The following is a 25,173-nucleotide window of genomic DNA, read 5'->3' as shown; positions in this document are numbered from 1 at the left end:
TTGAACACAATATATCTTTGTGTTATACTATAAGATAATAGTGAGTTGTTGTTTTATAGTAGAACATAAGGGGGTCGATGATGAAAAAAAGAAAAATTATCAAAGTACTTTCGGGAATATTTATAGCGATTATTTGTACTTTAGGAGGAATTTATTACATGTCATACAGAGCAGCGACTGAACGGAACGATAGACTAATCCAACATGGTTTCAAACTATTAGAAGAACAGATAGCGACCTATATCAAGGAAAACTATTCAGGGGTCAGTAAGATTGAATTTTCGCCGATTTTCGTGGATGGAGGTGATGGATTTTCGATGTTTACATCAAGAGTTGTACCAATGATTTACGACACCGAAGGGAATCAAGCAATTTTGGGAAACAGTGGCCCTGTTGATTCTGGTTATGATTTAGGGACATCGGCAGCACTTAACTTGAGTTTAGGAAATGGTGGCGAAGAAATTATCGAAATTTTAGACACAAATCGTAATTATGTGGATGTTTCAAAATATGATAATTTACCAGATTTCGCAAAATTAAAAACTAACATATCTATTGATGAAAATATACAGGAACTAAATCAAGCAGGGTACTTAAGCCATGTTAATAAAAATGAATCTGGTAGTCCAGAAGCAGAAATCATTTATAATATAGAAATCAAGGAGGGGAGTTTTAGAGAATGGCCTTAAATGACCAACAGATACAGTTTTTACAAAGCCAAGTTAAAGATTATTCAACTAATGGTAAGAGCAAAATTGAAGATTTTGAAACGGGTCAATATTATAAAGTAATCAACCGCACCCCGGGCGATCCTAACAGTAAGGATGTGACCCAGGCCATAGCGGTAGCCCCTATTGACAGCAGTGGAAATGTAGACTATTCGCAAACGGCTATCATTGTAGCTGGAACCCAGCCAGAAAATCCTGCATCTTTTGGGAATGCTATAAAGGCTGGTTGGGATCCAACCTCTAGCCTTACTGCACAGACCCAGGATGTTCGTAATTTTTATCAGTCAACCATGAAAAAATTGGCTGATAAGCCAACCGGCTATATCAGTAATATGTCTGGATTCAGTCAATCTGGACCAGCGGTAGCCAAGGTAGCCAGTGAGCAAAAGGTTCCTCATATCACCAATTTCGATGACTGGGCCAGTGTTGGTGCCACTAATCCTTATATATTAGGAATCGTTAAAAACTTTCCACATGAATATTTGACTCCTTCCGATATTGCATATTTGAACAAGCGTGCCCACATCTATATGGCCTCCAGTAAGGATTTACGAATTGCCGACGGAGGAGCAGGAAATATTCCATATGGAAAGGTAATGGTGGTTGAAGGGACTCCAGGGCTTAATAATCCCATTGGAGATCATGATACACAGTTTTCTGAAATTAAAGGCAATGGGTTAAATATAGATTGGTACATTAAGAATAACCAATTTTGTTCTGGTATGACCTATGCCCAAGTTGTCAAGGTAGCCAAGGCAAAGGCAAAAAAAGCGAAATCAATGTCGTTTGACCCGCATTCTTGGTTCGACAGTACAGATTATCAAACATATGTGGATGAGTATGTAAAGATTTATGGTACTTTTGCATCAGAAAATCCAGCAAATCAAAAGCTAAAAGAGTTCGATGTTGACATTAAGGATATTAAGGGGCAGCTCAAATCAGCTTCTGGCGGCAAGGCAATTTCCCTTCGCTCTGATTTGGTCAAGTCTGTGGCACAAAAGGCCAGTCTCCAAGCTGAAGTGTACGTATCAGAAGTAAAGCAGTTGGTGGATAATGAAAAGACTGTACTAGAAGGTCAGATTCAAGCGGTTCGCCAGCAAGCTTACTCACTGGGGAGACATTTGTCTGCATGGGAGATTGAAGGACTTCTCAGTAATTTTTCAATGTCTTCCTGTTGGGATACAAATATTGAAGCAACTATTCTGACAGAACTTGCGGCTTATCAAGAAAAACTGGTAGTTTTTTCTGAAAAAGTGTCTGCTGCTGCTGACAAAATTGTTGTAATTGATAAGGAAAATGCACAACTATTTCATTGAGGAGGTTTTATGCAAGTATCACTAAGAGATGAAGAAGAAAAAGCCATGGCCTTGCTGTTGGAAAGTCAGAAAGCGCAAGAGAGAGTGGTGATTCAAGCTCTAGTCACCATCAACAAAACATCACTTCAGGCTCGCTCAACTCAGGTACAAACCACCTTGACAAAGCATGCAGAAAAAATGAAAAACTTTGCTGGAAATACCCTTCCATCAGATTTAGAGGGTGGTTTCAAGGGGAGAGCTGCAGATGCTGCGAAAGACTATCTCTACGCAGTTCCTCAACCAGATTTGACTAGTCCAATAAAGTAAGGTGAGGGATATATGATTACACGGAGACAAAGGAATCTAGAAAGAGAAAAATTGGAAGACGATTATGTTGTGCAAATGCGTTCCTTTAGACAAACAGAAGAATATTTTGGTGAACTGAGGAATAATAGCAATCGCTTTACAGAGGAATTAGAACATCAGTTGGTTTATTTTTCCAAAGAGAAAGAAGTCATGTACTCAGAATTATCCCCCTTTCTATCGGAAATCCGCCAAATCAAGTTAGAATTCCAAATAGAAATAAATTATCTTGAAGATTGGTTAGCAGAAAATGAAGCCAATTACCGTAAGAATTATTTGCAAAAACTGGATGATTTGGACCGTATTCCAATAGAAGAAGAATAAATTGAAAAGGAAGGCATTTTCCATTGGGAGATGTCTTTTATTGTTGCGTGGAATAAGCTATCATTCTGATAGAATATTGATGATTTTTTTGATATAATAGACTGTATTTTATTATTTGAAATGAGAAGATAGATGAAAGAAAAAATTCGGCAGGAATTGAAGGGAATCGATATCCGTTTCGATGAGCCCTTGAAAGATTATACCTATACCAAAGTGGGGGGGCCAGTTGACTACCTCGCTTTTCCTCGTAACCGCTATGAGCTGGTCCGCATGGTCGAGTTTGCCAATCGTGAAGGGATCGATTGGATGGTCTTGGGTAATTCCAGCAATATCATTGTTCGGGATGGCGGTATTCGTGGCTTTGTCATTCGGATGGACAAGCTCAATTCGGTGACGGTTTCTGGCTACACCATTGAGGCAGAAGCAGGGGCCAATCTGATTGAAACGACAGGTATTGCCCTCTTTCATTCCCTGACAGGGTTTGAATTTGCTTCCGGCATTCCAGGCAGTATCGGTGGGGCGGTCTTTATGAACGCAGGTGCCTATGGGGGTGAAATCGCCCATATCTTGGTTTCTGCTCAGATTTTGACGCCAGCAGGTTATGTGGTGACCTTGGACAATCGGGAATTGCGCTTTGGCTATCGGTCTTCTATCTTGCAGGAAAATGGGGCCATCGTCCTTTCTGCCAAATTCGCCCTCAAGCCAGGAAATCATTTGACCATCAAGCAGGAAATGGATCGCCTGACCCACCTCCGCCAGCTCAAACAACCGCTAGAATATCCATCCTGCGGTTCGGTTTTCAAACGACCGCTCGGTCATTTTGCTGGCCAGCTCATCATGGAAGCTGGGCTCAAGGGTTATCGCATCGGTGGTGTAGAAGTGTCTGAAAAACATGCAGGCTTCATGGTCAATGTAGACAATGGAACAGCGACTGACTACGAAAAACTGATTGCCCATGTTATCGAGAGGGTCAAAGACCAGTCTGGTATCACTCTGGAGCGAGAAGTTCGTATCTTGGGAGATCAGTAAAAAGACTATCAGAGGCGGCTCTGAAATGGAATATGAAGAAGGAATTTATGAGAATTGAAAAAGCCAATTATTGAATTTAAGGATGTAAGCAAGGTCTTTGAAGATAACGGAACAACCGTTTTGAAGAATATTAATTTTGAGCTGGAAGAAGGGAAATTTTATACCCTCTTGGGTGCATCAGGTTCTGGCAAATCCACCATTTTGAATATTATCGCAGGCCTCCTGGATGCCACTTCGGGCGATATCTACCTGGATGGGAAGCGAATCAATGATGTCCCAACCAATAAACGGGACGTCCATACCGTTTTCCAATCCTATGCCCTCTTTCCGCACATGACTGTCTTTGAAAATGTGGCCTTTCCCCTCAAATTGCGAAAAGTGGACAAGGCTGAAATCAACAGACGGGTGGCTGAAGCCCTGAAAATGGTCCGTTTGGAAGGCTATGAAAAACGCTCCATTCAAAAATTATCGGGCGGCCAACGCCAGCGGGTAGCCATTGCCAGGGCCATCATCAATCAGCCTCGAGTGGTTTTGCTGGATGAGCCCTTATCAGCCTTGGATTTGAAATTGCGAACTGAGATGCAGTACGAATTGCGGGAGTTGCAGCAACGCTTAGGCATCACTTTTGTCTTTGTCACCCATGACCAGGAAGAAGCCTTGGCCATGTCTGACTGGATTTTTGTCATGAATGATGGAGAAATCGTCCAATCAGGCACCCCCGTAGATATTTATGACGAGCCTATTAACCATTTTGTTGCGACTTTTATCGGTGAATCCAATATCCTGCCTGGTACCATGATTGAAGACTACCTGGTCGAGTTTAATGGCAAACGCTTTGAAGCGGTGGATGGCGGGATGCGGCCAAATGAGCCGATTGAAGTGGTGATTCGGCCGGAAGATTTGCGGATTACTCTTCCAGAAGAAGGCAAGTTGCAGGTCAAGGTGGATACCCAGCTTTTCCGTGGAGTTCATTATGAAATCATCGCCTACGATGAATTGGGCAATGAATGGATGATTCATTCGACCCGTAAGGCTATCGAAGGAGAAGTGATTGGCCTGAACTTCGAACCAGAGGACATCCACATCATGCGTCTCAATGAAACAGAAGAAGAATTTGATGCCCGGATTGAAGAGTATGTTGAAGTGGAAGAAGTGGAGGATGGCTTAATCAATGCCATCGAGGAGGAACGCAATGAAGAAAACCTCTAAGTTCTTTATGGCTCCTTATCTGCTTTGGATTGGGCTATTTGTCTTAGCTCCTGTTGTCCTCATTGTCTACCAGTCTTTCTTTAATATCCAGGATGAGCTGACCTTGGACAACTACCTGTCCTATTTCCATTCGCCCAATATGACCTACCTGAAAATGAGTTTTAACTCCATTTTCTATGCAGGGATTATTACCCTGGTCACTTTGCTCATTTCCTATCCAACTGCCTTCTTTTTGACCCAGCTCAAGCACAAGCAGCTTTGGCTCATGCTCATTATCTTACCGACTTGGGTTAATTTGCTGCTCAAGGCCTATGCCTTTATCGGCATTTTTGGCCAACATGGCTCTATCAACCAGTTTCTATCCTTTTTTGGGATTGGAGCCAAGCAAATCCTTTTCACAGACTTTTCCTTCATCGCTGTGGCCAGCTACATTGAAATCCCTTTTATGATTTTGCCCATTTTCAATGTCCTGGATGATTTGGATCCCAATCTGATTCATGCCAGCCGCGACTTGGGAGCTAGTCCATGGCAGACCTTTACCAAGGTCATTTTCCCTCTTTCTATGAATGGGGTCCGCAGTGGTGTGCAGGCCGTTTTCATTCCTAGTCTCAGTCTCTTTATGCTGACTCGATTGATTGGCGGAAACCGTGTGATTACTCTGGGAACTGCCATTGAACAGCACTTCTTGACCACACAAAACTGGGGTATGGGCTCCACCATTGGTGTGGTACTGATTCTGGCCATGCTGGCGGTCATGTGGCTAACGAAAGAGAGGAAGAAGTCATGAAGAAATTTGCAAAAATTTATCTGGCCATTGCCTTTCTCATTCTTTACCTGCCTATTTTCTATCTGATTTTCTACGCCTTCAATGAGGGTGGAGACATGAACAAGTTCACCGGCTTTACCTTGGATTATTTCTCCAGTATGCTGGGAGATAGCCGCCTTATGCTGATTTTGGCCCAGACCTTTCTCTTGGCCTTCTTGAGTTCCTTGATTGCGACTGTCATCGGGACCTTTGGCGCCATTTATATCTATCAGGCGAAGGATAAGTACCAAAACGCCCTCCTGTCCATTAACAACATCCTCATGGTGGCGCCGGATGTGATGATTGGTGCCAGCTTCCTCATTCTTTTTACAAAAATTGGTTTTGAATTGGGTTTTAGCTCGGTTCTGCTCAGCCACATCGCCTTTTCCATTCCCATTGTGGTGCTGATGGTCTTGCCGCGACTTAAAGAAATGAATGCAGATATGATTTCGGCGGCCTATGATTTGGGTGCCAGTCAGCCCCAGATGCTGCGTGAAATCATGTTGCCTTATTTGACACCGGCCATTATTGCGGGTTATTTCATGGCCTTTACCTACTCCTTGGATGACTTTGCGGTGACCTTCTTCGTCACTGGAAATGGCTATTCTAACCTCTCCGTTGAGATTTATTCACGGGCCCGTCAAGGGATTTCATTGGAAATCAATGCACTTTCAGCCTTGGTCTTTCTATTTAGTATCCTCCTGGTTGTGGGCTACTATTTTATTTCCCGAGAGAAGGAGGAATTGGCATGAGAAGACTCTATTCATTCTTCCTAGGCATTATATTGATTATCCTTCTCCTTTGGGGGATTACCAGCCACTTGGAGGCAAACAATCAACAGGGGACCACTGATAAGCTGGTCATTTACAACTGGGGAGATTATATTGACCCTGACTTGATTGATGAATTTACAGCTGAAACAGGGATTCAGGTGGATTACCAGACCTTTGATTCCAATGAGGCCATGTATACAAAAATCAAGCAGGGCGGGACTACCTATGATTTGGCAGTCCCATCTGAGTATATGATTTCCAAGATGAGGGAAGAAGACATGCTCATCAAGCTGGACAAGTCCAAAATCCAAGGCTTGGAAAACATTGATCCCCAGTTTATGGGTCTCAGCTTTGATGAAAACAATGATTATTCCATCCCCTATTTCTGGGGAACTTTGGGAATTGTTTACAATGAAACTATGGTAGAGAATCCTCCCCAAGAATGGGAGGACCTCTGGTCAGAAGAATACCGCGACAATATCATGTTGATTGATGGGGTTCGGGAAGTCATGGGCTTTGGCCTTCAATCGCTCGGTTATAGTCTAAACTCTCAAAACCCAGAGCAAATCCAAGAAACAGCAGAGCACCTCTATAATTTGACCCCAAATGTCAAGGCTATCGTAGCAGATGAAATCAAGGGCTATATGATTCAAGATGCGGCGGCTATTGCAGTTAGTTTCTCTGGTGAAGCCAGTGAGATGCTGGATGGCAATGAGAACCTGCATTATGTGGTCCCATCCAAGGGGTCCAACCTCTGGTTTGACAATATGGTCATTCCCAAGACAGCCAAGAATATTGACGGAGCCCATGCCTTTATGAGCTTTATGCTCCGTCCCGAAAATGCCCTGCGCAATGCGGAGTATGTCGGTTATTCTACCCCAATTCCAGCGGCAAAGGCCATGCTGGATGAAGAAACTCAGAACGATGAAGCCTTCTATCCATCAGCAGAAACCATGAAAAACATGGAAGTCTACGACAACCTTGGACCTGAAATGCTGGGGCTTTATAACGACCTCTATTTGCAGTTCAAGATGTATCGGAAATAATCATCTATAAATAAAAATGGGCATCAGTTAATCTGACCCATTTTTTGAAATGTTTTTAGCATTAGAATGAAAGGAAACTATGCTATGGAAAACCATCACAAGGAAGTAAAGTTTATTTCCCGGTCCATTCTTTATTCGGTTGTTCGGGGAATACTGGTCGGGGTTGGAGTGGGACTGGTTGTTGTAGCCTTTCGCCTGGCTATTGAAAAAATCTTTGAATTTGTCATCCAATTATACCATCAGGCCCACGATAACAAGCTCTATCTTCTGGTCATTGTTATTTTTTATGCCTTTATCGTTTTCTTTGTCGGCCAAATGATTGCAAAGGAACCAAATGCAAAGGGTTCAGGCATTCCTCAGGTAGAAGCGGAATTAAAGGGAATGATGCAGCTGCAGTGGTGGCCTGTTTTATGGCGAAAATTTATCGGTGGAAGCCTGGCCATCGCATCTGGGCTCATGCTGGGACGGGAAGGACCCAGTATTCAGCTGGGAGCTGTTACAGCAAAGGGAATCGCAGAAGGGCTAAAAGCTAGTAAGATGGAAAAACGCAGCCTTATCGCCAGCGGAGCGGCTGCTGGTCTGGCTGCAGCCTTCAATGCACCTATTGCTGGGCTTCTCTTTGTAGTGGAGGAAGTCTACCACCAATTTTCGAGATTGGTTTGGGTGTCGGCTTTGGCAGCCAGTATCACTGCAAACTTTATTTCTCTCCATGTTTTTGGCCTGACTCCTGTTTTGCAGATGCCAGAACATCTATCGGTTCTAGAACTTAGACAATATTGGATTTATATGGCATTAGGTCTTTTTCTTGGACTGGCGGGCTATTTTTATGAAATAGTGATTCTCCGTATTCAGCATTTATATCAATTTTTATCAAAAATGCTTCCACTCTCGGCCCAGTACCAGAGCCTGTATGCCTTTATGCTTATTATTCCTATTGGTTATTTCCTGCCTGAATTACTGGGCGGAGGACATCATTTGATTTTGGAGCTTCCGCATCTTCAACCCAGTCTGAAGACCCTCCTCTTTTACTTGATCATTCGTTTTATCTGGAGCATGATTTCTTATGGTTCAGGGTTACCAGGTGGCATTTTTCTACCGATTTTAACCTTGGGAAGCCTTCTAGGGCTGGCTTTTGGACAACTTGCCTTTGATGTAGGATGGATTGGTCAGGAACAGATGAACCTTTTTATCGTCTTAGGAATGGCTGGTTTCTTTGCGGCTATTTCCAAGGCACCGCTAACAGCCATGATATTGGTAACAGAAATGGTTGGCAATTTGAGCCAGCTGATGGTGATTGGCTTGGTGGCACTTAGTGCTTATATCATCATGGATTTGCTTGGCGGTGCGCCAATTTATGAAGCCATGCTGGAAAAAATGCTGCCTGAAGATATGGAGCACCATGCAGAAATGACCCTGATTGAAGTAGTGGTGTCAGAGCATTTGGGCGATACCTTTGTCAGTGATTTATCCTTACCACCAGCTTGCCTCATTACAAGTCAGATTCATCACGGAAAAAGTAAGGTAGTCAAGGGCAATAGCTTGCTACACGCTGGAGATACACTCTATGTGGCACTGCCAGTTTCTGAGATTCATACTGTTCGGCAAATTTTTGAGGGAGAAATTACAGAAGGCTAGAGCCTTTCATATCAGTTTCTTTTTTCCTTTATGCTATAATGACTCTATGGTATTATCAAAAAAACGGGCCCGCAAGGTCTTAGAAGAAATTATTGCTCTTTATCCGAATGCCAAGCCTAGCTTGGATTTTCGCAATCATTTTGAACTGTTGGTGGCCGTTATGCTGTCTGCTCAAACAACGGATGCTGCCGTCAACAAGGCAACGCCAGGTCTGTTTGCTGCATTTCCAACCGTTGAGGCCATGGCTGAGGCAGATATCCAAGAGATTTCCAGGTATATCTCTCGGCTTGGACTCTACCGTAATAAGGCCAAGTTTCTCAAAGAATGTGCCCAGCAGTTGCTGGACCGTCATGAAGGGCAGGTTCCCCAGACCAGAGAAGAGCTAGAAGCCTTATCTGGTGTTGGCCGCAAAACAGCCAATGTGGTTCTAAGTGTTGGTTTTGGGATTCCAGCCTTTGCTGTTGATACCCATGTCGGGCGCATCTGCAAGCACCACGACATTGTCAAAAAATCTGCCACCCCTCTGGAAACAGAAAAACGAGTCATGGAAGTGCTGCCACCTGAACTCTGGCTGGCTGCCCACCAGTCCATGATTTACTTTGGTCGTGAAGTCTGCCATCCCAAAAATCCAGAATGCCATAACTACCCACAGTTGTATGACTTTGAATAAACCATTTCTCCTTGTTTCGATAAGGAGATTCTTGATACCCTTTTATTCCGAATAATAGAATCTGATATTCCCAAAAGGTTCATAAAATCCTATAATCACGAACATCAATCAGTATTTTGTTTTAATTTTTGATTAAAAGACGAATTATATATTTTACAAAATATAATTTATTTACAAAATCCGTACGTTGTGCTATAATCAGTTAAGGAAACGTATCAAAGCGTATCGATGTGATGGGTTCATCAGATAGGTAGGTCATTTTAAGTTTAGGAGTGAAGAACATGTTTAACGAAATGCCTGTTTTTGATTATGAGGATATCCAGTTGGTTCCCAACAAGTGTATCATTTCCAGCCGCTCAGAGGCGGATACAAGGGTAACTTTGGGAAAGCATAGCTTTAAACTGCCAGTGGTTCCTGCAAATATGGAGACCATTATGGATGAGGATATTGCAGAGCAGTTAGCCTCAAATGGTTATTTTTATATCATGCACCGCTTTGATGAAGCTGCCCGCAAGCCTTTTATTGCTCGGATGCACGCGCAGGGCTTGATAGCCTCTATCTCTGTCGGGGTCAAAGATTACGAATACGAGTTTGTCACTAGCCTGAAATCAGATGCACCTGAATTTATCACCATAGATATTGCCCACGGACATTCGGATGCAGTCATCAAGATGATCCAGCATATCAAGAAGGAGCTACCAGAAACCTTTGTCATCGCTGGAAATGTTGGGACGCCTGAAGCGGTGCGGGAGTTGGAAAATGCGGGAGCAGATGCGACCAAGGTGGGAATTGGACCTGGCAAGGTTTGTATCACCAAGGTTAAAACTGGTTTTGGGACAGGGGGCTGGCAATTAGCTGCCCTCCGTTGGTGTGCCAAGGCTGCTAGAAAACCCATTATTGCGGATGGTGGGATTCGGACTCATGGCGATATTGCCAAGTCCATCCGCTTCGGGGCCAGTATGGTCATGATTGGCTCCCTCTTTGCAGGCCACTTGGAAAGTCCTGGTAAGCTGGTTGAGGTCGACGGTCAGCAATTCAAGGAATATTACGGCTCAGCTTCTGAATACCAAAAAGGGGAGCGTAAAAATGTGGAGGGCAAGAAAATCTTGCTTCCTGTCAAGGGTCGCCTACAAGATACTTTGACAGAAATGGAGCAGGATTTGCAGAGCGCCATTTCCTATGCTGGAGGCCGTGATTTGGGAAGCTTGACCCGCGTGAACTATGTCATTGTGAAAAATTCTATCTGGAATGGCGATAGCATTTAGAAACCAGAAAAGACTTGCAAAAGCAGGTCTTCTTTGTATATAATAAGGATATCGAAATATTGTTTATTTAAGGGAGTACAGGAGGTGTACTCCTTTATTCCATGAAATGGAGAGAAGTGATGAAGTTAATTTGGTCTTACCTGAAATCCAAGCACAGGTGGCTGTTGCTGGATTGTTTCGGTGGTTTTTTATTTGTGGTGGTCAATCTGGGTATGCCAACCATCTTGGCCCGCATGATTGATGAGGGGATTACCCAAAATAATCCTGAACGTCTGACTTTTTGGGCTATTATGATGTTTGTCATCGTGGTTTTGGGGATAGCGGGGCGTGTTTCCCTGGTCTATGCCTCTGGTAAGTTGACAACCAGTATGATTAAGGAGTTGCGGACGGATATTTATGCTAAATTGCAGACCTATTCCCATCATGAGTACGAACAAATCGGTGTCTCTTCCCTGGTGACTCGGATGACCAGTGATGCCTTTGTCCTCATGCAGTTTGCGGAAATGAGCTTGCGGATTGGGGTTGTGACACCGCTGATGATGATTTTCTCAGTTGTCATGATTCTCATCACCAGTCCGTCCTTGGCCTGGATCGTGGCGGTTTCTATGCCTTTCTTGGTGTTTGTTGTTATCTATGTAGCTATGAAAACACGGCCCATTTCGACCAAGCAGCAGCAGACCTTGGACAAGATTAACCAATATGTCCGTGAAAACTTGATGGGGCTGCGGGTCATTCGGGCTTTTGCTCGGGAAGATTTTCAGGAGGAACGCTTTGCCCAGCAAAATCAGGAATATGCCACTATTTCCAGCCGGCTCTTTACCCTGACTGGCTTGACAGAGCCCCTCTTTGTCCAAATTATCATTGCCATGATCGTGGCTATTGTCTGGTTTGCCCTTGACCCACTGGCTAGGGGCAGCCTCCAAATCGGCGACCTGGTTGCCTTTATTGAGTACAGTTTCCACGCCCTTTTCTCCTTCTTGATTTTTGCCAACCTCTTTACCATGTATCCTAAAATGGCCGTATCCAGCAGCCGGATTCAGGAGGTCTTGGATATGCCCATTTCCATCTCACCAAATGAAGATGGGGTGACAGAGACTGAAACAAGAGGCTATCTGGAATTTGACAATGTGACCTTTGCTTACCCAGGTGAAACTGAGAATCCAGTTTTGCACAACATTTCCTTTAAGACCAAGCCAGGAGAAACCATCGCCTTTATCGGTTCAACGGGTTCAGGAAAGTCATCCCTGGTCAATTTAATTCCCCGCTTTTATGATGTGACTCTGGGCAAAATCTTGGTAGATGGCGTGGATGTCAGGGACTACAACCTGAAAGCTCTTCGTCAGAAGGTAGGCTTTATTCCGCAAAAGGCTCTGCTTTTTACCGGAACCATCGAGGAAAATCTCAAGTATGGCAAGCAGGATGCAACGCTGCCTGAGTTGGAACAAGCTTCAGAGGTGGCTCAGGCCAAGGAATTTATCGAGAGCCGGGAAGAAGGTTATGAAACTCACTTGGCGGAAGGTGGGAGCAACCTCTCGGGTGGGCAGAAGCAGCGCTTGTCTATTGCACGAGCCATCGTGAAAAAACCAGACATTTACATCTTTGATGATTCTTTCTCTGCTTTGGATTATAAGACAGATGCCATTTTGCGCCGCCGTCTCAAATCCGTCACGCAGAATGCTACCGTACTAATCGTAGCTCAAAGGGTCGGGACCATCATGGACGCGGATCAAATCATCGTCTTGGATCAGGGAGAGGTTGTTGGTCGAGGGACCCATGAAGAGCTGATGGAATCCAACGAGATTTATAGAGAAATCGCCAACTCCCAGCTCAACAATCAATCACTAACGGAAGGAGAGTAAGATGAAAGAAAAATCAGTATTTATCCGCCTGTGGGCTTATCTGAAATATTACAAATTTACTCTTTTTCTGGCTATTTTCTTAAAAATTCTATCAGCCGTAGCCAATGTCTTGGAGCCTTTTATCCTGGGCTTGGTTATTACGGAGCTGACCCAGAATCTGCTGGACATGGCTAATCAGGTTCCTGGTGCTTCTATCAACTATACCTACATTTTCTGGGTCTTGGTCATCTATTCCATCCGGGCCCTCTTTTACGAAATTGGCTCCTACGGTTCCAATTTTTACATCACGCGCACGGTTCAAAATACCATTCGGGACTTGCGCAATGATTTAAGTGAAAAAATCAATAAAATTCCTGTCTCTTATTTTGATAAACACCAGTTTGGTGATATGTTGGGGCGCTTTACCAGTGATGTGGAGACAGTCTCCAACGCCCTCCAGCAATCCTTTTTGCAGATTGTCAATGCCATCATCAGCCTGACTCTGGTCATCATCATGGTGCTCTACCTCAACCTCCAGTTGGCCACGGTGGTCATCATCAGTATTCCCATCACCTATTTTGCGGCCCAAACTATTCTCAAGAAATCTCAGCCATATTTCAAGCGCCAGGCCAATGTCTTGGGGAATATGAATGGCTTTGTTCAGGAAAATCTGACCGGTTTCAACATTCTGAAACTCTACGGTCGTGAGGAGGCATCTGCCAAAGAATTTGCCAAGATTACGGATGAATTGCAGGATGTGGGCTTTAAGGCCAGCTTTATGTCTGGGATTATGATGCCCATTTTGCATGGAATCTCCGATATGACTTACCTGATTGTAGCCCTCTTGGGGGGATTGCAGGTCATGGCTGGCAAGATGACCATTGGGAATATCCAGGCCTTTGTGCAATATGTCTTCCAGATTGGCCAGCCTATTCAGGTTTTGAGCCAGTTGGCGGGGATTCTTCAGAGTGCCAAATCTTCTCTGGAGCGGATTTTTGAAGTCTTGGACGAGGCAGATGAAGTCCAAGAAGTTTCAGAAAACTTAGTGGGAGACTTGACGGGTCAGGTCAGTTTCCAACATGTTCATTTTCAGTATGTGGACAATAAGCCTCTGATCCGTGACTTTAACCTAGAAGTTGAACCGGGAGAAATGGTAGCCATTGTTGGACCAACGGGTGCTGGTAAAACTACCTTGATCAACCTCCTCATGCGCTTCTATGATGTGACGCAAGGCTCCATTACAGTCGATGGTCACGATATACGCAATCTGTCTCGCCAAGAATACCGCAGGCAGTTTGGCATGGTTTTGCAGGATGCCTGGCTCTATGAGGGCACCATCAAGGAAAACCTGCGTTTTGGAAACCTAGAGGCCACTGATGAGGAGATTGTTCAAGCAGCAAAAGCAGCTAATGTGGACCATTTTATCCGCACTCTGCCAGGCGGCTACAATATGGAAATGAATCAGGAATCCAGCAATATTTCCTTAGGCCAAAAGCAGCTCTTGACTATTGCCAGGGCCCTTCTGGCTGACCCCAAAATCCTGATTTTGGATGAGGCCACCTCCTCAGTCGATACCCGTCTGGAGCTCTTGATTCAAAAGGCTATGAAACGCCTCATGCAGGGCAGAACCAGCTTTGTCATTGCCCACCGTCTATCCACCATTCAGGAGGCGGACAAGATTTTGGTTCTGAAAGATGGTCAAATCATCGAACAGGGTAATCATGCAAGCCTTCTTGCGGATAAGGGCTTTTACCATGATCTCTATATGAGCCAATTTAAGCAAGAAGAAGTAGGATAAGAGAAAGATTTCTGTACTAAATTGTGCAGAATCTTTTTTCATCAAGAAAACGCTTTATTTTTTTCTTTGCCAGTTTAACTCCAATGAGGTATAATGATATGGCAAGAAGAAAATTTGTCATTCTATTTATAGGAGGAACTTTATGTCCAAACATCTTGTTTCAAAGAGCATCCTTGCTTTGACGCTGGCCTTGTTTGCCTTAAATGGTCAATCAGTTCAGACAGTGGAAAATACAACGGTAGCTCCTGTTAAAGAGGAAAGCACGCTGGTTACAGAATTAGATCGACATTCGACTACAACGACAGTTGCTATTCCTACAACCTCTGAAGAAACTGGGCTGTCAGCAGTGGAGGAAAGCAGTCTTCCAACAAATGGGCAGTCTGTCGCTGTCCGTATCTTGTCTACGACTGACTTGCATACTAATCTTGTCAACTATGATTATTACCAGGATAAGGAAACCCAAAATCTAGGTCTGGCTAAGACTGCAGTTTTAATTGCCAAAGCTAAAGCAGAAAACCCAAACGTTGTTTTGGTAGACAACGGGGATATTATCCAAGGAACTCCGCTTGGGACCTACAAAGCCATTGTCAATCCTATCAAGGATGGGGAGCAACACCCTATGTACAAGGCGCTGGACAGTTTAGGTTTTGATGCCGGTACTTTTGGGAACCATGAGTTTAACTATGGTTTGGATTTTTTAAGTAAAGTAATTGCAACTGCTGGCATGCCTTTGGTTAATGCCAATGTCTTGGATGCAAAGACTAACCAACCTTTATTTAAAACTCATGAAATCATTGAAAAAACCTTTGTGGATGCTGACGGAAAAGAGGTGAGCCTGAAAATTGGCATTACGGGTATTGTTCCGCCGCAAATTCTAAATTGGGACAAGGCCCTCTTAGAAGGAAAAGTCCTTGTCAACGATGCCGTAGAGAGCCTCAACACACTGGTTCCGCAAATGCGGGCTGAAGGAGCGGATGTTGTCCTTGTTCTTTCCCATTCTGGTATTGGTGACAATGTTTATGAAAAAGGTGAGGAAAATGTTGGCTATCAGATTGCAGGCATTCCAGGAGTGGACGCGGTGGTCACTGGCCACTCTCATGCAGAATTTCCTTCTGGTGATGGTAGCGGCTTCTATGAAAAATATCCTGGTGTGGATGGGGTAAACGGGACCATCAATGGTACTCCAGTAACCATGGCTGGTAAATATGGTGACCATCTCGGAGTGATTGACCTCAATCTTTCTTTTACTGATGGTAAGTGGACAGTCAATAAGGGTACAGGTTCCATCCGTAAAATTGATACGAAATCAACGGAGTCAGATAGCACCATCTGGGCCATTGCCAAGGAAGCCCATGAAGGAACCGTCAATTATGTCCGCCAAGAAGTTGGTCAGACAACCGCACCCATTAATTCTTTCTTTGCCCTTGTCAAGGATGACCCATCTGTACAAATTGTCAACAATGCCCAAATTTGGTATGCAAAAAGCCAGCTAGCAGGAACTCCAGAGGCAAATCTCCCAATCCTGTCTGCAGCCGCACCGTTTAAAGCAGGAACTCGTGGTGATGCCACAGCCTATACGGATATCCCAGCAGGTCCTATTGCCATCAAGAATGTGGCCGACCTTTATCTCTATGACAATGTGACTGCAATCTTGAAAGTTACTGGTGCAGATATCAGAGAATGGTTAGAAATGTCAGCAGGTCAATTCAATCAAGTTGACCCTAAGAGTACTGAACCGCAGCAACTCATCAACACAGACTATCGTACCTATAACTTTGATGTCATTGATGGTCTGACCTATCAATATGACATTACTCAGCCGAATAAGTATGATAGAAGCGGTGCTTTGGTGAATCCAGATGCTTCCCGTGTTCGCAATCTCCAATACCAAGGCAAACCGATTGTAGATAGCCAAGAGTTTATCGTTGTGACCAATAACTATCGAGCTAGCGGTAGCTTCCCAGGAGTAAAAAATGCTACTGTGAATCGCCTGCTTAACCTAGAAAATCGTCAGGCGATTATCAACTATATTTTAGCTGAAAAAACAATCAATCCTTCCGCAGATAGCAACTGGACTTTTGCAGATACTATCAGAGGGCTTGACCTACGCTTCTTGACTGCTGATCGAGCTAAAAATCTCCTTACTGCGGATACCAAGGATATTAGTTATCTCGGAGCTTCTAGCAATGAAGGTTTTGGCGATTTCCGCTTTACTTATGTAGAGCCAGATGCTGTGATTCCAATCCCAATCGAGCAAACAACGACAACGAGTGCTTCTCCACAAACAACGACAGAAACGCCGTCCACTACCTCTAAAACTCCAAAGAAAAAACTCCCTAAAACAGGCAGTGAAAATGGCTATCTCTGGACCTTTGTTGGCTTTAGTATTCTCGGAATAATTGTTCTTAGAAAAAAATCAGCTAGTCATGACTAGCGGTGAAGCTTCGCTCTCAAGTAGTTCACTTTTAAAAGAATAATGAAAAACAAATAAGTTTACAGTTTCTAATCAGAAATGAGTCAACTTGTTTGTTTTCATTTTATTTGAAGGACCAGTTTTATTTAACATAGATTTTACGGAATGAGAAAGTTAGCTTTACAAAGCTGTGATAGAATGAGACCTGACCTTGAGTCTACCCATTTGAAAAAAGGAGATACAATGAAACGTCACACAAAACTCTTCAGAAAAGTCGGCATCAGTTTACTGGCTTCAACATGTTTACTCGCTGCTTGTGGTCGTCAAAGCAACCTAAAATTGGACACAGAAGCAGTCCAAGATGTGAATAAGGCAAAGGAAACAGCTAATGGAAAAGATGTTCAGATGTATGATACCAATCGTCCAATTAGCGAAGATTATTCCAAAATAAATGAAAACCAGGCCAAGTATGTCTTTCTCTTTATCGGGGACGGTATGGGTGTAACCCCTGTAACGGCTGCTGAAAACTATCTTGGTTTCACAAAAACCAACAAGGGAGAGATTTTCCCAGATCGGATGAACTTCACAGAAATGCCAATTGTAGGCCTTAAGACACAGTTTGATTGCCATTCTTTTATTCCTGACTCTGCCTCAACAGCAACAGCTTTTGCTGGGGGAATTAAGACCCAGACGGATACTGTCGGACTTTCAGGAGATTTTGAAAAATCATCTGATACAGTTGCCGAGAAAGCTAAGAGAGCAGGGAAATCGGTAGGAATTATCAGTACAGTGACCTTAAATCATGCGACTCCTGCAGCCTTCTATGCTAATGTTGAATCTCGAAAATCCTACTATGATATCGGCCTGCAAATGGCTGAAACCAACTTTGATTATTTTGCGGGCGGTTCATTGAAGGATCGGACTGGCAAAGAAGAGGATCAAAAAGATCTCTATGAGATCATGGAAGAAAACGGCTATACCATTGCGGATACCAAAGCCGAAGCAGAAAAAATAACAGCAGATTCTGAAAAAGTTTATCTTGTTTCCGAAAAACTCCAAGATGATGGGGCAATGCCATATACCCTTGATCAAGAAAAGGGCGATCAAACCCTGAATGATATGGTCAAAAAAGGGATTGAGGTCATGGAAGATGATCCCGAAGGATTCTTTATGATGGCGGAAGCTGGTAAGATCGACTGGGCAGAACATGCCAATGATGGTGTAACAACCATGAATGAAGTCTATGGTCTTCAAGAATCGGTTCAAACAGCTATTGATTTCTACAATAAACATCCAGAGGATACCCTTATCGTGGTGACAGCAGACCATTCTACAGGTGGCTTTACCATTGGTAATGAATCAACAGGTTATGAAACCTACTTTGATTTGTTGAATAACCAGAAGGGATCTCAAGTGGCCTTTAACCAAATCGTAGAAGCTGACTTAGCTAGTAAACCGGATATGACTTTTGAAGAATTTGCTCCAAAAATCGAAGACTTCTTTGGTCTGAAACTAGATGCTAATGCACCATCAGAAAATGTCAGCAACGCACAGGAAGATGCCTATCGAGAAGCTCAGGAGAAAGATCGACTTCTTTGCTCTAAGGAAGAATATGAAGAGTTAAAAGCTGCCTTTGAAGAATCAAAGAAAGAAGCCGATGACCAAAATGTCAACTACGGAGGTTACATACCTGTATCCATAACAGCGACCCGTATCCTCAATAAAAAGGCTGGTCTAGCTTGGACCACGACAGACCATGCTGGTGAAAAGGTTCCCGTATATGCCATGGGTGCAAAAGCCAAGATGTTCGATGGCGAGTATGATGATACTGATGTCGCCATTCGTATTGGAGAAGCAATGGGCTTTAATCCAGAACGTTCTGACAAGCATGATCATGCCGAAGAAAAACAAGAAAAACCAACAGGTGTTGGACTAAAACCCAACAAGTAATTCTATTTCCAAAATGAAGGAGGCTAGGACATTCGGTCCTAGCCTCTTTTGAGCCTTAGTTTTTCCTCTTGGCTTCGCCAGCTGGGAAATAAGTCCCCTCCGGCATATCATTGATAAAGACATGAATGGCTTCCTTGGGTGCTTTGGCAATTCTGGAAACAACCTCTGTGACTTCACGGGCCAACTCGGCTTTTTGTTCCTCGGTACGCCCTTCGAACAAATCGATTTTTACAAATGGCATAAATATTCTCCTTTTAATTTTTCCTACAGTATAGCATAATTAGTCTCTTTTTGATAGGAAATTTTTTTAAATACAAACTTAACTTGTGGAGGGTTCTCTTATGCAATAATTCTTGCTGTTTTTTCAGTGAGGAGTTGTCCGCTTTATCTTGGCCACAGTTTTTTCATAGTCTGGTATATTTTTACCAAATCAGCTCAAAGCCTCTGAGAATTTATTCTCCATTTACTTACGTGGTCATAAGCCAAACAAGTTCAAAGGAGCTTGTTTTTTCTCCAGTAAAATTCGCATCATCAAGGATGTCATATCGGATTTTTTATGATAAAATGGAAGGAGTGAAAACTTAGATTGGAAGAGGAAAAGTGGCTCAATTATATTATAAATATGGCACGATGAATTCGGGAAAAACCATCGAGATATTGAAGGTTGCCCACAACTATGAAGAGCAGGGCAAACCTGTTGTCATTATGACCAGTGCCCTAGATACCCGAGATGGCTTTGGCAAGGTTTCCAGTCGAATCGGCATGAAGCGAGAAGCTGTGGCTATCGATGATGAGATGGATGTCTTTGGTTATATTGAAAAAATGAATCCGAAACCCTACTGTGTCTTGATTGACGAAGCCCAGTTTCTCAGACGACACCATGTCTATGATTTGGCCCGTGTCGTGGATGAATTAGGCGTTCCAGTCATGGCCTTTGGTCTCAAAAATGATTTTCGTAATGAGCTTTTTGAGGGTTCAAAACACCTCCTTCTTTTGGCAGATAAAATCGATGAAATCAAGACCATCTGCCAATATTGCTCCAAAAAAGCTACCATGGTCTTGCGGACCCAGGATGGCAAACCAACCTACGAAGGTGAGCAGATTCAAATCGGTGGCAATGAAACCTACATTCCAGTCTGCCGCAAGCATTACTTTAATCCTGAAATGTAAAACTCTAGAAAAAAATCTTGTGACTGATTTGGTTTGAGTTGTTTAAAGGCATTAATATCTTAGAAAGGAACTGAACACGCCCTAAAAGCTGAAACAGTAGGGGTGCCATTCCAAATACTATAGAGAAAGGAACTGAATACGGGCTACGAACTGTGCAAAAATGATAGTTTTTTCTAGGACGACTTCGTCCTTCGTCAAAACTCCTATTTTTGCTTTGTTCGCTTTCCGCCCTTAATATCTTAGAAAGGAACTGAATATGCCTACGACTCTGTGGAAAAAGATAATTCTTCCTAGAAACAAGCGTTTCTTCGTCAGAATTCCTATTTTCCTTTGAGTCGCTTAACGGCATTAATATCTTAAAATTATGAACATTTATGATCAATTGCAGGCGGTGGAGGACCGCTATGAGGAGCTTGGGGAGTTGCTTTCGGACCCAGATGTGGTCAGCGACACTAAGCGTTTTATGGACTTGTCAAAAGAGGAGGCTGCGACTCGGGATACCGTGACTGCCTACCGCGAATACAAGCAAGTCATCCAAAACATCGCTGATGCAGAAGAAATGATTAAGGACGCTGCTGGCGATGCGGACTTGGAAGAGATGGCAAAGGAAGAACTGAAGGAATCCAAGGCGGACAAGGAAGCATACGAAGAAAAACTGAAGATTCTCCTCTTGCCAAAGGATCCAAATGATGACAAAAATATCATCTTGGAAATCCGTGGTGCGGCTGGCGGTGACGAAGCAGCCCTCTTTGCAGGTGACCTCTTGACCATGTATCAGAAATTCGCCGAAGGCCAAGGCTGGCGCTTCGAAGTCATGGAGGCTTCCTACAATGGTGTCGGTGGTATCAAGGAAGTGGTGGCCATGGTTTCTGGCCAATCGGTCTATTCCAAGCTCAAATATGAATCAGGTGCCCACCGGGTGCAGCGCGTGCCTGTGACAGAGAGCCAAGGTCGGGTTCATACGTCCACCGCCACTGTCTTGGTCATGCCAGAAGTGGAAGAAGTAGAGTACGACATTGATCCCAAGGACCTGCGCGTGGACATCTACCACGCATCTGGTGCCGGTGGTCAGAACGTCAATAAGGTGGCGACCGCTGTTCGTATCGTCCATTTGCCGACCAATATCAAGGTTGAAATGCAGGAAGAGCGGACCCAGCAAAAGAACCGTGACAAGGCCATGAAAATCATCCGTGCCCGTGTTGCTGACCACTTTGCTCAAATTGCTCAAGATGAACAGGACGCAGAGCGCAAATCAACCATCGGAACAGGGGACCGCTCCGAACGGATTCGTACCTACAACTTCCCACAAAACCGTGTCACCGACCACCGTATCGGCCTGACCCTTCAAAAACTGGATACTATCCTGTCAGGGAAATTGGACGAAGTGGTTGATGCCCTAGTCCTGTACGACCAAACCCAAAAACTGGAAGATTTGAATAAGTAATGAACTATGCACAAATCTTTGCCCATTATGAAAAGCAGCTAGAGGCCCTTGGGGAAGAAGCTGAAAGCCTGACCTTTACCTTCCGCGCCCTGAAAAAGATGACGGCCACTGATTTTTTCCTCTCCTTGCGGCAGGAGGTGACAGCAGAAGATGAAGCCTTACTGGCGGATATTTTTGAAAAACTGTCCCAGCATATTCCTGCCCAGTACATCATAGGGGAGGCTGACTTTCATGGTTTACCCTTCAAGGTTGACCAAAGGGTTTTGATTCCCCGCCCTGAAACAGAGGAGCTGGTGGATTTGATATTAGAGGAAAATCCGCAGGACAACTTGTCCCTCCTGGATATTGGAACGGGAAGCGGCGCCATTGCCATCAGTCTCAAGCATGCCAGACCCGGTTGGCAGGTAGCAGCCAGCGACCTGTCTGATGACGCTTTGGCAGTGGCCGCTGAAAATGCCCATCGGCATAATACGAACATTCAGTTTTTTCAGGCAGATGTTTTTAGACAAGTTTCAGGTAAGTATGATATTATTGTTTCGAATCCGCCTTACATCTCATTTGAGGATAAGGAGGAGGTTGGAACCAATGTCCTGACATCCGAGCCGCATTTGGCCTTGTTTGCGCAAGAAGATGGTTATGCTATCTACCGCCAAATCATCCAAGGAGCAGAAGAATTCCTGACTGAAAATGGCAAACTCTACTTTGAGATTGGCTATAAGCAGGGACCTGTGCTTCAGGAAATGATTGGTCACTATTTTCCTCAAAAGAGAGTTCGTGTCTTAAAGGACATCTTTGGGTTAGACCGAAAGGTGGTGGTGGATAATGGATAAGCTCTTGCAGACCCTGAAAAAGGGAGGAGCTGTCATTTTGCCAACGGAAACGGTCTACGGACTCTTTGCCAGGGCCTTTGACCAGGCAGCTGTTCAGCATGTCTATACATTGAAGAAAAGGCCTCTTGACAAGGCCCTCAATCTCAATGTAGCAGATTTAGATAGCATCTATGCCTATTCAAAGGACCAGCCAGCCTTTCTGGAAAAGCTCTACCAAGCCTTCCTGCCTGGCCCTTTGACCATTATTCTAAAGGCCAATGAGCAGGTCCCAGAATGGATCAACTCTGGTTTGTCAACCGTTGGTTTTCGAGTCCCTGCCTATGGTCCAACCTTGGACTTGATTAAAAAGGCTGGAATCTTAATTGGACCTTCTGCCAATCTTTCCGGTCAGGAAAGTGGCCAGGTTTATAAAGATATTCAGGCTCAGTTTGACCAAGACCTCCCAGGAATCGAAGATGATGCCGCCCTAACTGGGCAGGATTCAACCATTTTAGATTTATCAGGTTCGCAGGCACGCATCTTGAGACAGGGTGCCATTACCAAAGAAGAGCTCCTTCTGGCCGTTCCTGACTTACATTTTTAGCCCCTCACCTGGTCTTTCCTAACCCATGCCAAACCATGACTTAAAAGGAGTATATACATGATTTTCGATTTGGAAAACTACCAAGCTTATGACCAAGATCTTTGGGATGCCATCAAGGCAGAAGAAGAACGCCAACAGCACAACATCGAGTTGATTGCATCAGAAAACGTTGTTTCAAAAGCCGTAATGGCTGCCCAAGGTTCCATTTTGACCAATAAGTATGCGGAAGGCTATCCTGGAAAACGCTACTATGGCGGTACTGAAGTGGTAGATGTGATTGAAAATCTTGCCATCGAACGTGCAAAAGAAATCTTTGGCGCAAAATTTGCCAATGTTCAGGCCCATTCAGGTAGTCAGGCCAATGCCGCTGCCTACATGTCCTTGATCCAGCCAGGTGATACGGTTCTTGGTATGGACTTGTCTGCAGGTGGACACCTAACCCACGGGGCACCAGTTAACTTTTCTGGAAAAACCTACAACTTTGTGGCCTATGGAGTAGATAAGGACACTGAGCAATTGGATTACGATGCGATTTTGGCCCGTGCCAAAGAAGTATCACCTAAGCTGATTGTGGCTGGTGCATCTGCTTATTCCCGCATAATTGATTTTGAAAAATTCCGTGCTATTGCTGATGAAGTCGGTGCAAAACTGATGGTTGATATGGCTCATATCGCTGGTTTGGTGGCTGCTGGTCTCCATCCAAGTCCAGTGCCACATGCCCATATTGTGACAACTACAACCCACAAAACCCTTCGTGGGCCCCGTGGTGGTTTGGTCTTGACCAACGATGAAGACTTGGCCAAGAAGATTAATTCGGCTGTCTTCCCAGGTTTGCAGGGCGGACCGCTTGAGCATGTTATTGCTGCCAAGGCTGTTGCCTTTAAAGAAAACTTGGACCCAGCCTTTAAAGACTATGCGGCCCAAATTATCAAAAACTGTCAAGCGATGGCGGAAGTCTTTAAGCAAGAAGACCAATTCCGTGTCATTTCCGGCGGAACAGATAACCACGTTTTCCTTGTGGATGTGACCAAGGTCGTTGAAAATGGTAAGGTTGCCCAAAACTTGTTGGATGAAGTCAACATCACCCTCAATAAAAACTCTATTCCATTTGAAACCCTGTCACCATTTAAGACCTCTGGTATCCGTATCGGAACGGCTGCAGTGACAGCCCGTGGCTTCAAGGAAGAGGAGTGCCGTCAGGTTGCTGGCTTGATTGTTAAGGCCCTGAAAAATGCTGAAGATGAAGCTGTGTTGGTTCAAGTTCGCCAGGAAGTGCGTGCCTTGACAGACCGCTTCCCACTCTACGAAAACTAATATGGATATTTATATTAAACAAGCCGTTTTACATCAATTTACCCCAGATGATACAGAGCTGGTTCTTTCGGACCAGCTCTTGGCTATCACGCCCAAAATTGAAGAATATCTCCGTAAGAAAATCGAGCGAGTCTATTCTGACGATGCCAAAACTGGGATCCTGGGAGATGATCATACCTTTTTGGAAAAAGCCAAATCTGATCTGCTGGAAGCTTCCTTATCCATTTCCCAGCTCTGGAAGGAAGAGTTTGTTCTCTCTGAAAATCAAAAGACCAATGACCTGCTCTTTGTGGCTTATGAGAAAAATGGAATAGAACATTTTGCCTTCTTACGCATTGCTCTGCGGGAAAACCTGGTTCATATTGGAGATAATCCTGAGAAACCCCTGATACTGACCCAGAATAACCTGCCAAGTGCAGGTTCGGCCCCTGATGAAGCCATCCTCATCAACTTGCAATCTGGCAAGTACTATCTGATTGAGAAACGGATTAAGCACAACGGAGCCTTTCTCAACTATTTTTCAGATAACTTGCTCCAGGACAAACCGACTATTTCTGCCAAAAAATCCATTCAAGCAGTAGAAAAAACGGCCCAGAAGATTGCGGATAATTTCCAGCAGGGGGATTTCCAATTCCAATCCAAGGTCAAATCTGCTATCTTTAATCATCTGGAAGAAGATGGGGAATTGTCA

23 protein-coding genes are annotated in these 25,173 nt (G+C 44.1%); 22 read left to right on the top strand and 1 reads right to left on the bottom strand.

Features of this window, described 5'->3' with window-relative positions; genetic code table 11:
- The first annotated feature begins 80 nt into the window (after nt 1-80).
- The 16 genes from ACEYCN_RS05375 to ACEYCN_RS05300 all read left to right on the top strand — a co-directional run bounded on the left by ACEYCN_RS05375 (nt 81) and on the right by ACEYCN_RS05300 (nt 19,141).
- Nucleotides 81-689, top strand: coding sequence for a hypothetical protein (locus tag ACEYCN_RS05375; protein ID WP_373713271.1), 609 nt, complete (start codon nt 81-83; stop codon nt 687-689).
- On the top strand, nt 680-2,044 hold the full coding sequence (locus ACEYCN_RS05370) for a hypothetical protein (RefSeq protein WP_373713270.1): 1,365 nt from the start codon (nt 680-682) through the stop codon (nt 2,042-2,044). Before ACEYCN_RS05375 ends, ACEYCN_RS05370 begins: the two co-directional genes overlap by 10 nt.
- A 9-nt stretch (nt 2,045-2,053) precedes the next feature.
- Nucleotides 2,054-2,350, top strand: a complete 297-nt coding sequence (locus tag ACEYCN_RS05365) for a hypothetical protein (RefSeq protein WP_373713269.1) — start codon at nt 2,054-2,056, stop codon at nt 2,348-2,350.
- Between the two features lie 12 nt (nt 2,351-2,362).
- The gene (locus ACEYCN_RS05360) at nt 2,363-2,710 is read left to right on the top strand and encodes a hypothetical protein (RefSeq protein ID WP_373713268.1); all 348 of its coding nucleotides are present in this window, start codon (nt 2,363-2,365) and stop codon (nt 2,708-2,710) included.
- A 132-nt stretch (nt 2,711-2,842) separates the two neighbouring features.
- Entirely contained in the window at nt 2,843-3,739 is an 897-nt protein-coding gene (murB, locus tag ACEYCN_RS05355; protein WP_373713267.1) for a UDP-N-acetylmuramate dehydrogenase, read from the top strand.
- A 54-nt stretch (nt 3,740-3,793) separates the two neighbouring features.
- Nucleotides 3,794-4,948 (top strand): ABC transporter ATP-binding protein, encoded by a 1,155-nt coding sequence (locus tag ACEYCN_RS05350; RefSeq protein ID WP_373713266.1) that lies wholly within the window; start codon nt 3,794-3,796, stop codon nt 4,946-4,948.
- Nucleotides 4,932-5,735, top strand: a complete 804-nt coding sequence (locus tag ACEYCN_RS05345) for an ABC transporter permease (protein ID WP_373713265.1) — start codon at nt 4,932-4,934, stop codon at nt 5,733-5,735. Before ACEYCN_RS05350 ends, ACEYCN_RS05345 begins: the two co-directional genes overlap by 17 nt.
- Nucleotides 5,732-6,505: an ABC transporter permease gene (locus ACEYCN_RS05340; RefSeq protein WP_373713264.1), complete on the top strand. Its 774-nt coding sequence runs from the start codon at nt 5,732-5,734 to the stop codon at nt 6,503-6,505. Before ACEYCN_RS05345 ends, ACEYCN_RS05340 begins: the two co-directional genes overlap by 4 nt.
- Nucleotides 6,502-7,572: an ABC transporter substrate-binding protein gene (locus ACEYCN_RS05335; RefSeq protein ID WP_373713263.1), complete on the top strand. Its 1,071-nt coding sequence runs from the start codon at nt 6,502-6,504 to the stop codon at nt 7,570-7,572. The genes ACEYCN_RS05340 and ACEYCN_RS05335 overlap by 4 nt, the downstream gene beginning before the upstream one ends.
- Nucleotides 7,573-7,656: 84 nt before the next feature.
- Nucleotides 7,657-9,207 (top strand): ClC family H(+)/Cl(-) exchange transporter, encoded by a 1,551-nt coding sequence (locus ACEYCN_RS05330; protein WP_373713262.1) that lies wholly within the window; start codon nt 7,657-7,659, stop codon nt 9,205-9,207.
- A gap of 46 nt (nt 9,208-9,253) precedes the next feature.
- Nucleotides 9,254-9,877: an endonuclease III gene (gene nth, locus ACEYCN_RS05325; RefSeq protein WP_373713261.1), complete on the top strand. Its 624-nt coding sequence runs from the start codon at nt 9,254-9,256 to the stop codon at nt 9,875-9,877.
- 281 nt (nt 9,878-10,158) lie between these two features.
- Nucleotides 10,159-11,142 (top strand): GMP reductase, encoded by a 984-nt coding sequence (guaC, locus tag ACEYCN_RS05320; RefSeq protein ID WP_373713260.1) that lies wholly within the window; start codon nt 10,159-10,161, stop codon nt 11,140-11,142.
- Between the two features lie 119 nt (nt 11,143-11,261).
- Nucleotides 11,262-13,001 (top strand): ABC transporter ATP-binding protein, encoded by a 1,740-nt coding sequence (locus ACEYCN_RS05315; RefSeq protein ID WP_373713259.1) that lies wholly within the window; start codon nt 11,262-11,264, stop codon nt 12,999-13,001.
- 1 nt (nt 13,002) lies between these two features.
- Complete coding sequence (locus ACEYCN_RS05310) at nt 13,003-14,778, top strand: ABC transporter ATP-binding protein (RefSeq protein ID WP_373713258.1); 1,776 nt, start codon at nt 13,003-13,005, stop codon at nt 14,776-14,778.
- Nucleotides 14,779-14,920: 142 nt separating this feature from the next.
- Nucleotides 14,921-17,212, top strand: a complete 2,292-nt coding sequence (locus tag ACEYCN_RS05305; protein ID WP_373713257.1) for a bifunctional 2',3'-cyclic-nucleotide 2'-phosphodiesterase/3'-nucleotidase — start codon at nt 14,921-14,923, stop codon at nt 17,210-17,212.
- Between the two features lie 222 nt (nt 17,213-17,434).
- Entirely contained in the window at nt 17,435-19,141 is a 1,707-nt protein-coding gene (locus ACEYCN_RS05300) for an alkaline phosphatase (protein ID WP_373713256.1), read from the top strand.
- A gap of 55 nt (nt 19,142-19,196) precedes the next feature.
- Here ACEYCN_RS05300 and ACEYCN_RS05295 read toward each other — a convergent pair whose 3' ends face one another.
- Nucleotides 19,197-19,382: a 4-oxalocrotonate tautomerase gene (locus tag ACEYCN_RS05295; protein ID WP_373713255.1), complete on the bottom strand. Its 186-nt coding sequence runs from the start codon at nt 19,380-19,382 to the stop codon at nt 19,197-19,199.
- A 359-nt stretch (nt 19,383-19,741) separates the two neighbouring features.
- Between ACEYCN_RS05295 and ACEYCN_RS05290 the strand changes: the two genes are divergently transcribed.
- From ACEYCN_RS05290 to ACEYCN_RS05265, 6 genes are all read left to right on the top strand, one after another.
- Complete coding sequence (locus ACEYCN_RS05290; RefSeq protein ID WP_373713254.1) at nt 19,742-20,311, top strand: thymidine kinase; 570 nt, start codon at nt 19,742-19,744, stop codon at nt 20,309-20,311.
- A 364-nt stretch (nt 20,312-20,675) separates the two neighbouring features.
- Nucleotides 20,676-21,755, top strand: a complete 1,080-nt coding sequence (prfA, locus tag ACEYCN_RS05285) for a peptide chain release factor 1 (RefSeq protein WP_373713253.1) — start codon at nt 20,676-20,678, stop codon at nt 21,753-21,755.
- A complete protein-coding gene (gene prmC, locus ACEYCN_RS05280; RefSeq protein WP_373713252.1) occupies nt 21,755-22,585 on the top strand; it encodes a peptide chain release factor N(5)-glutamine methyltransferase in 831 nt (276 codons plus the stop codon). Before prfA ends, prmC begins: the two co-directional genes overlap by 1 nt.
- Nucleotides 22,578-23,168, top strand: coding sequence for an L-threonylcarbamoyladenylate synthase (locus ACEYCN_RS05275; protein WP_373713251.1), 591 nt, complete (start codon nt 22,578-22,580; stop codon nt 23,166-23,168). The genes prmC and ACEYCN_RS05275 overlap by 8 nt, the downstream gene beginning before the upstream one ends.
- A 57-nt stretch (nt 23,169-23,225) precedes the next feature.
- Nucleotides 23,226-24,482, top strand: coding sequence for a serine hydroxymethyltransferase (gene glyA, locus ACEYCN_RS05270; protein WP_373713250.1), 1,257 nt, complete (start codon nt 23,226-23,228; stop codon nt 24,480-24,482).
- A 1-nt stretch (nt 24,483) separates the two neighbouring features.
- Nucleotides 24,484-25,173 (top strand): nucleoid-associated protein (locus ACEYCN_RS05265; protein WP_373713249.1); only part of this gene is annotated, 690 nt, incomplete at its 3' end.

Source organism: Streptococcus sp., assembly GCF_041802885.1.
Lineage (GTDB): Bacteria > Bacillota > Bacilli > Lactobacillales > Streptococcaceae > Streptococcus.
The sequence above is the reverse complement of the archived record's forward strand: the minus strand, read 5'-3'. Positions and strand labels throughout refer to the sequence as shown.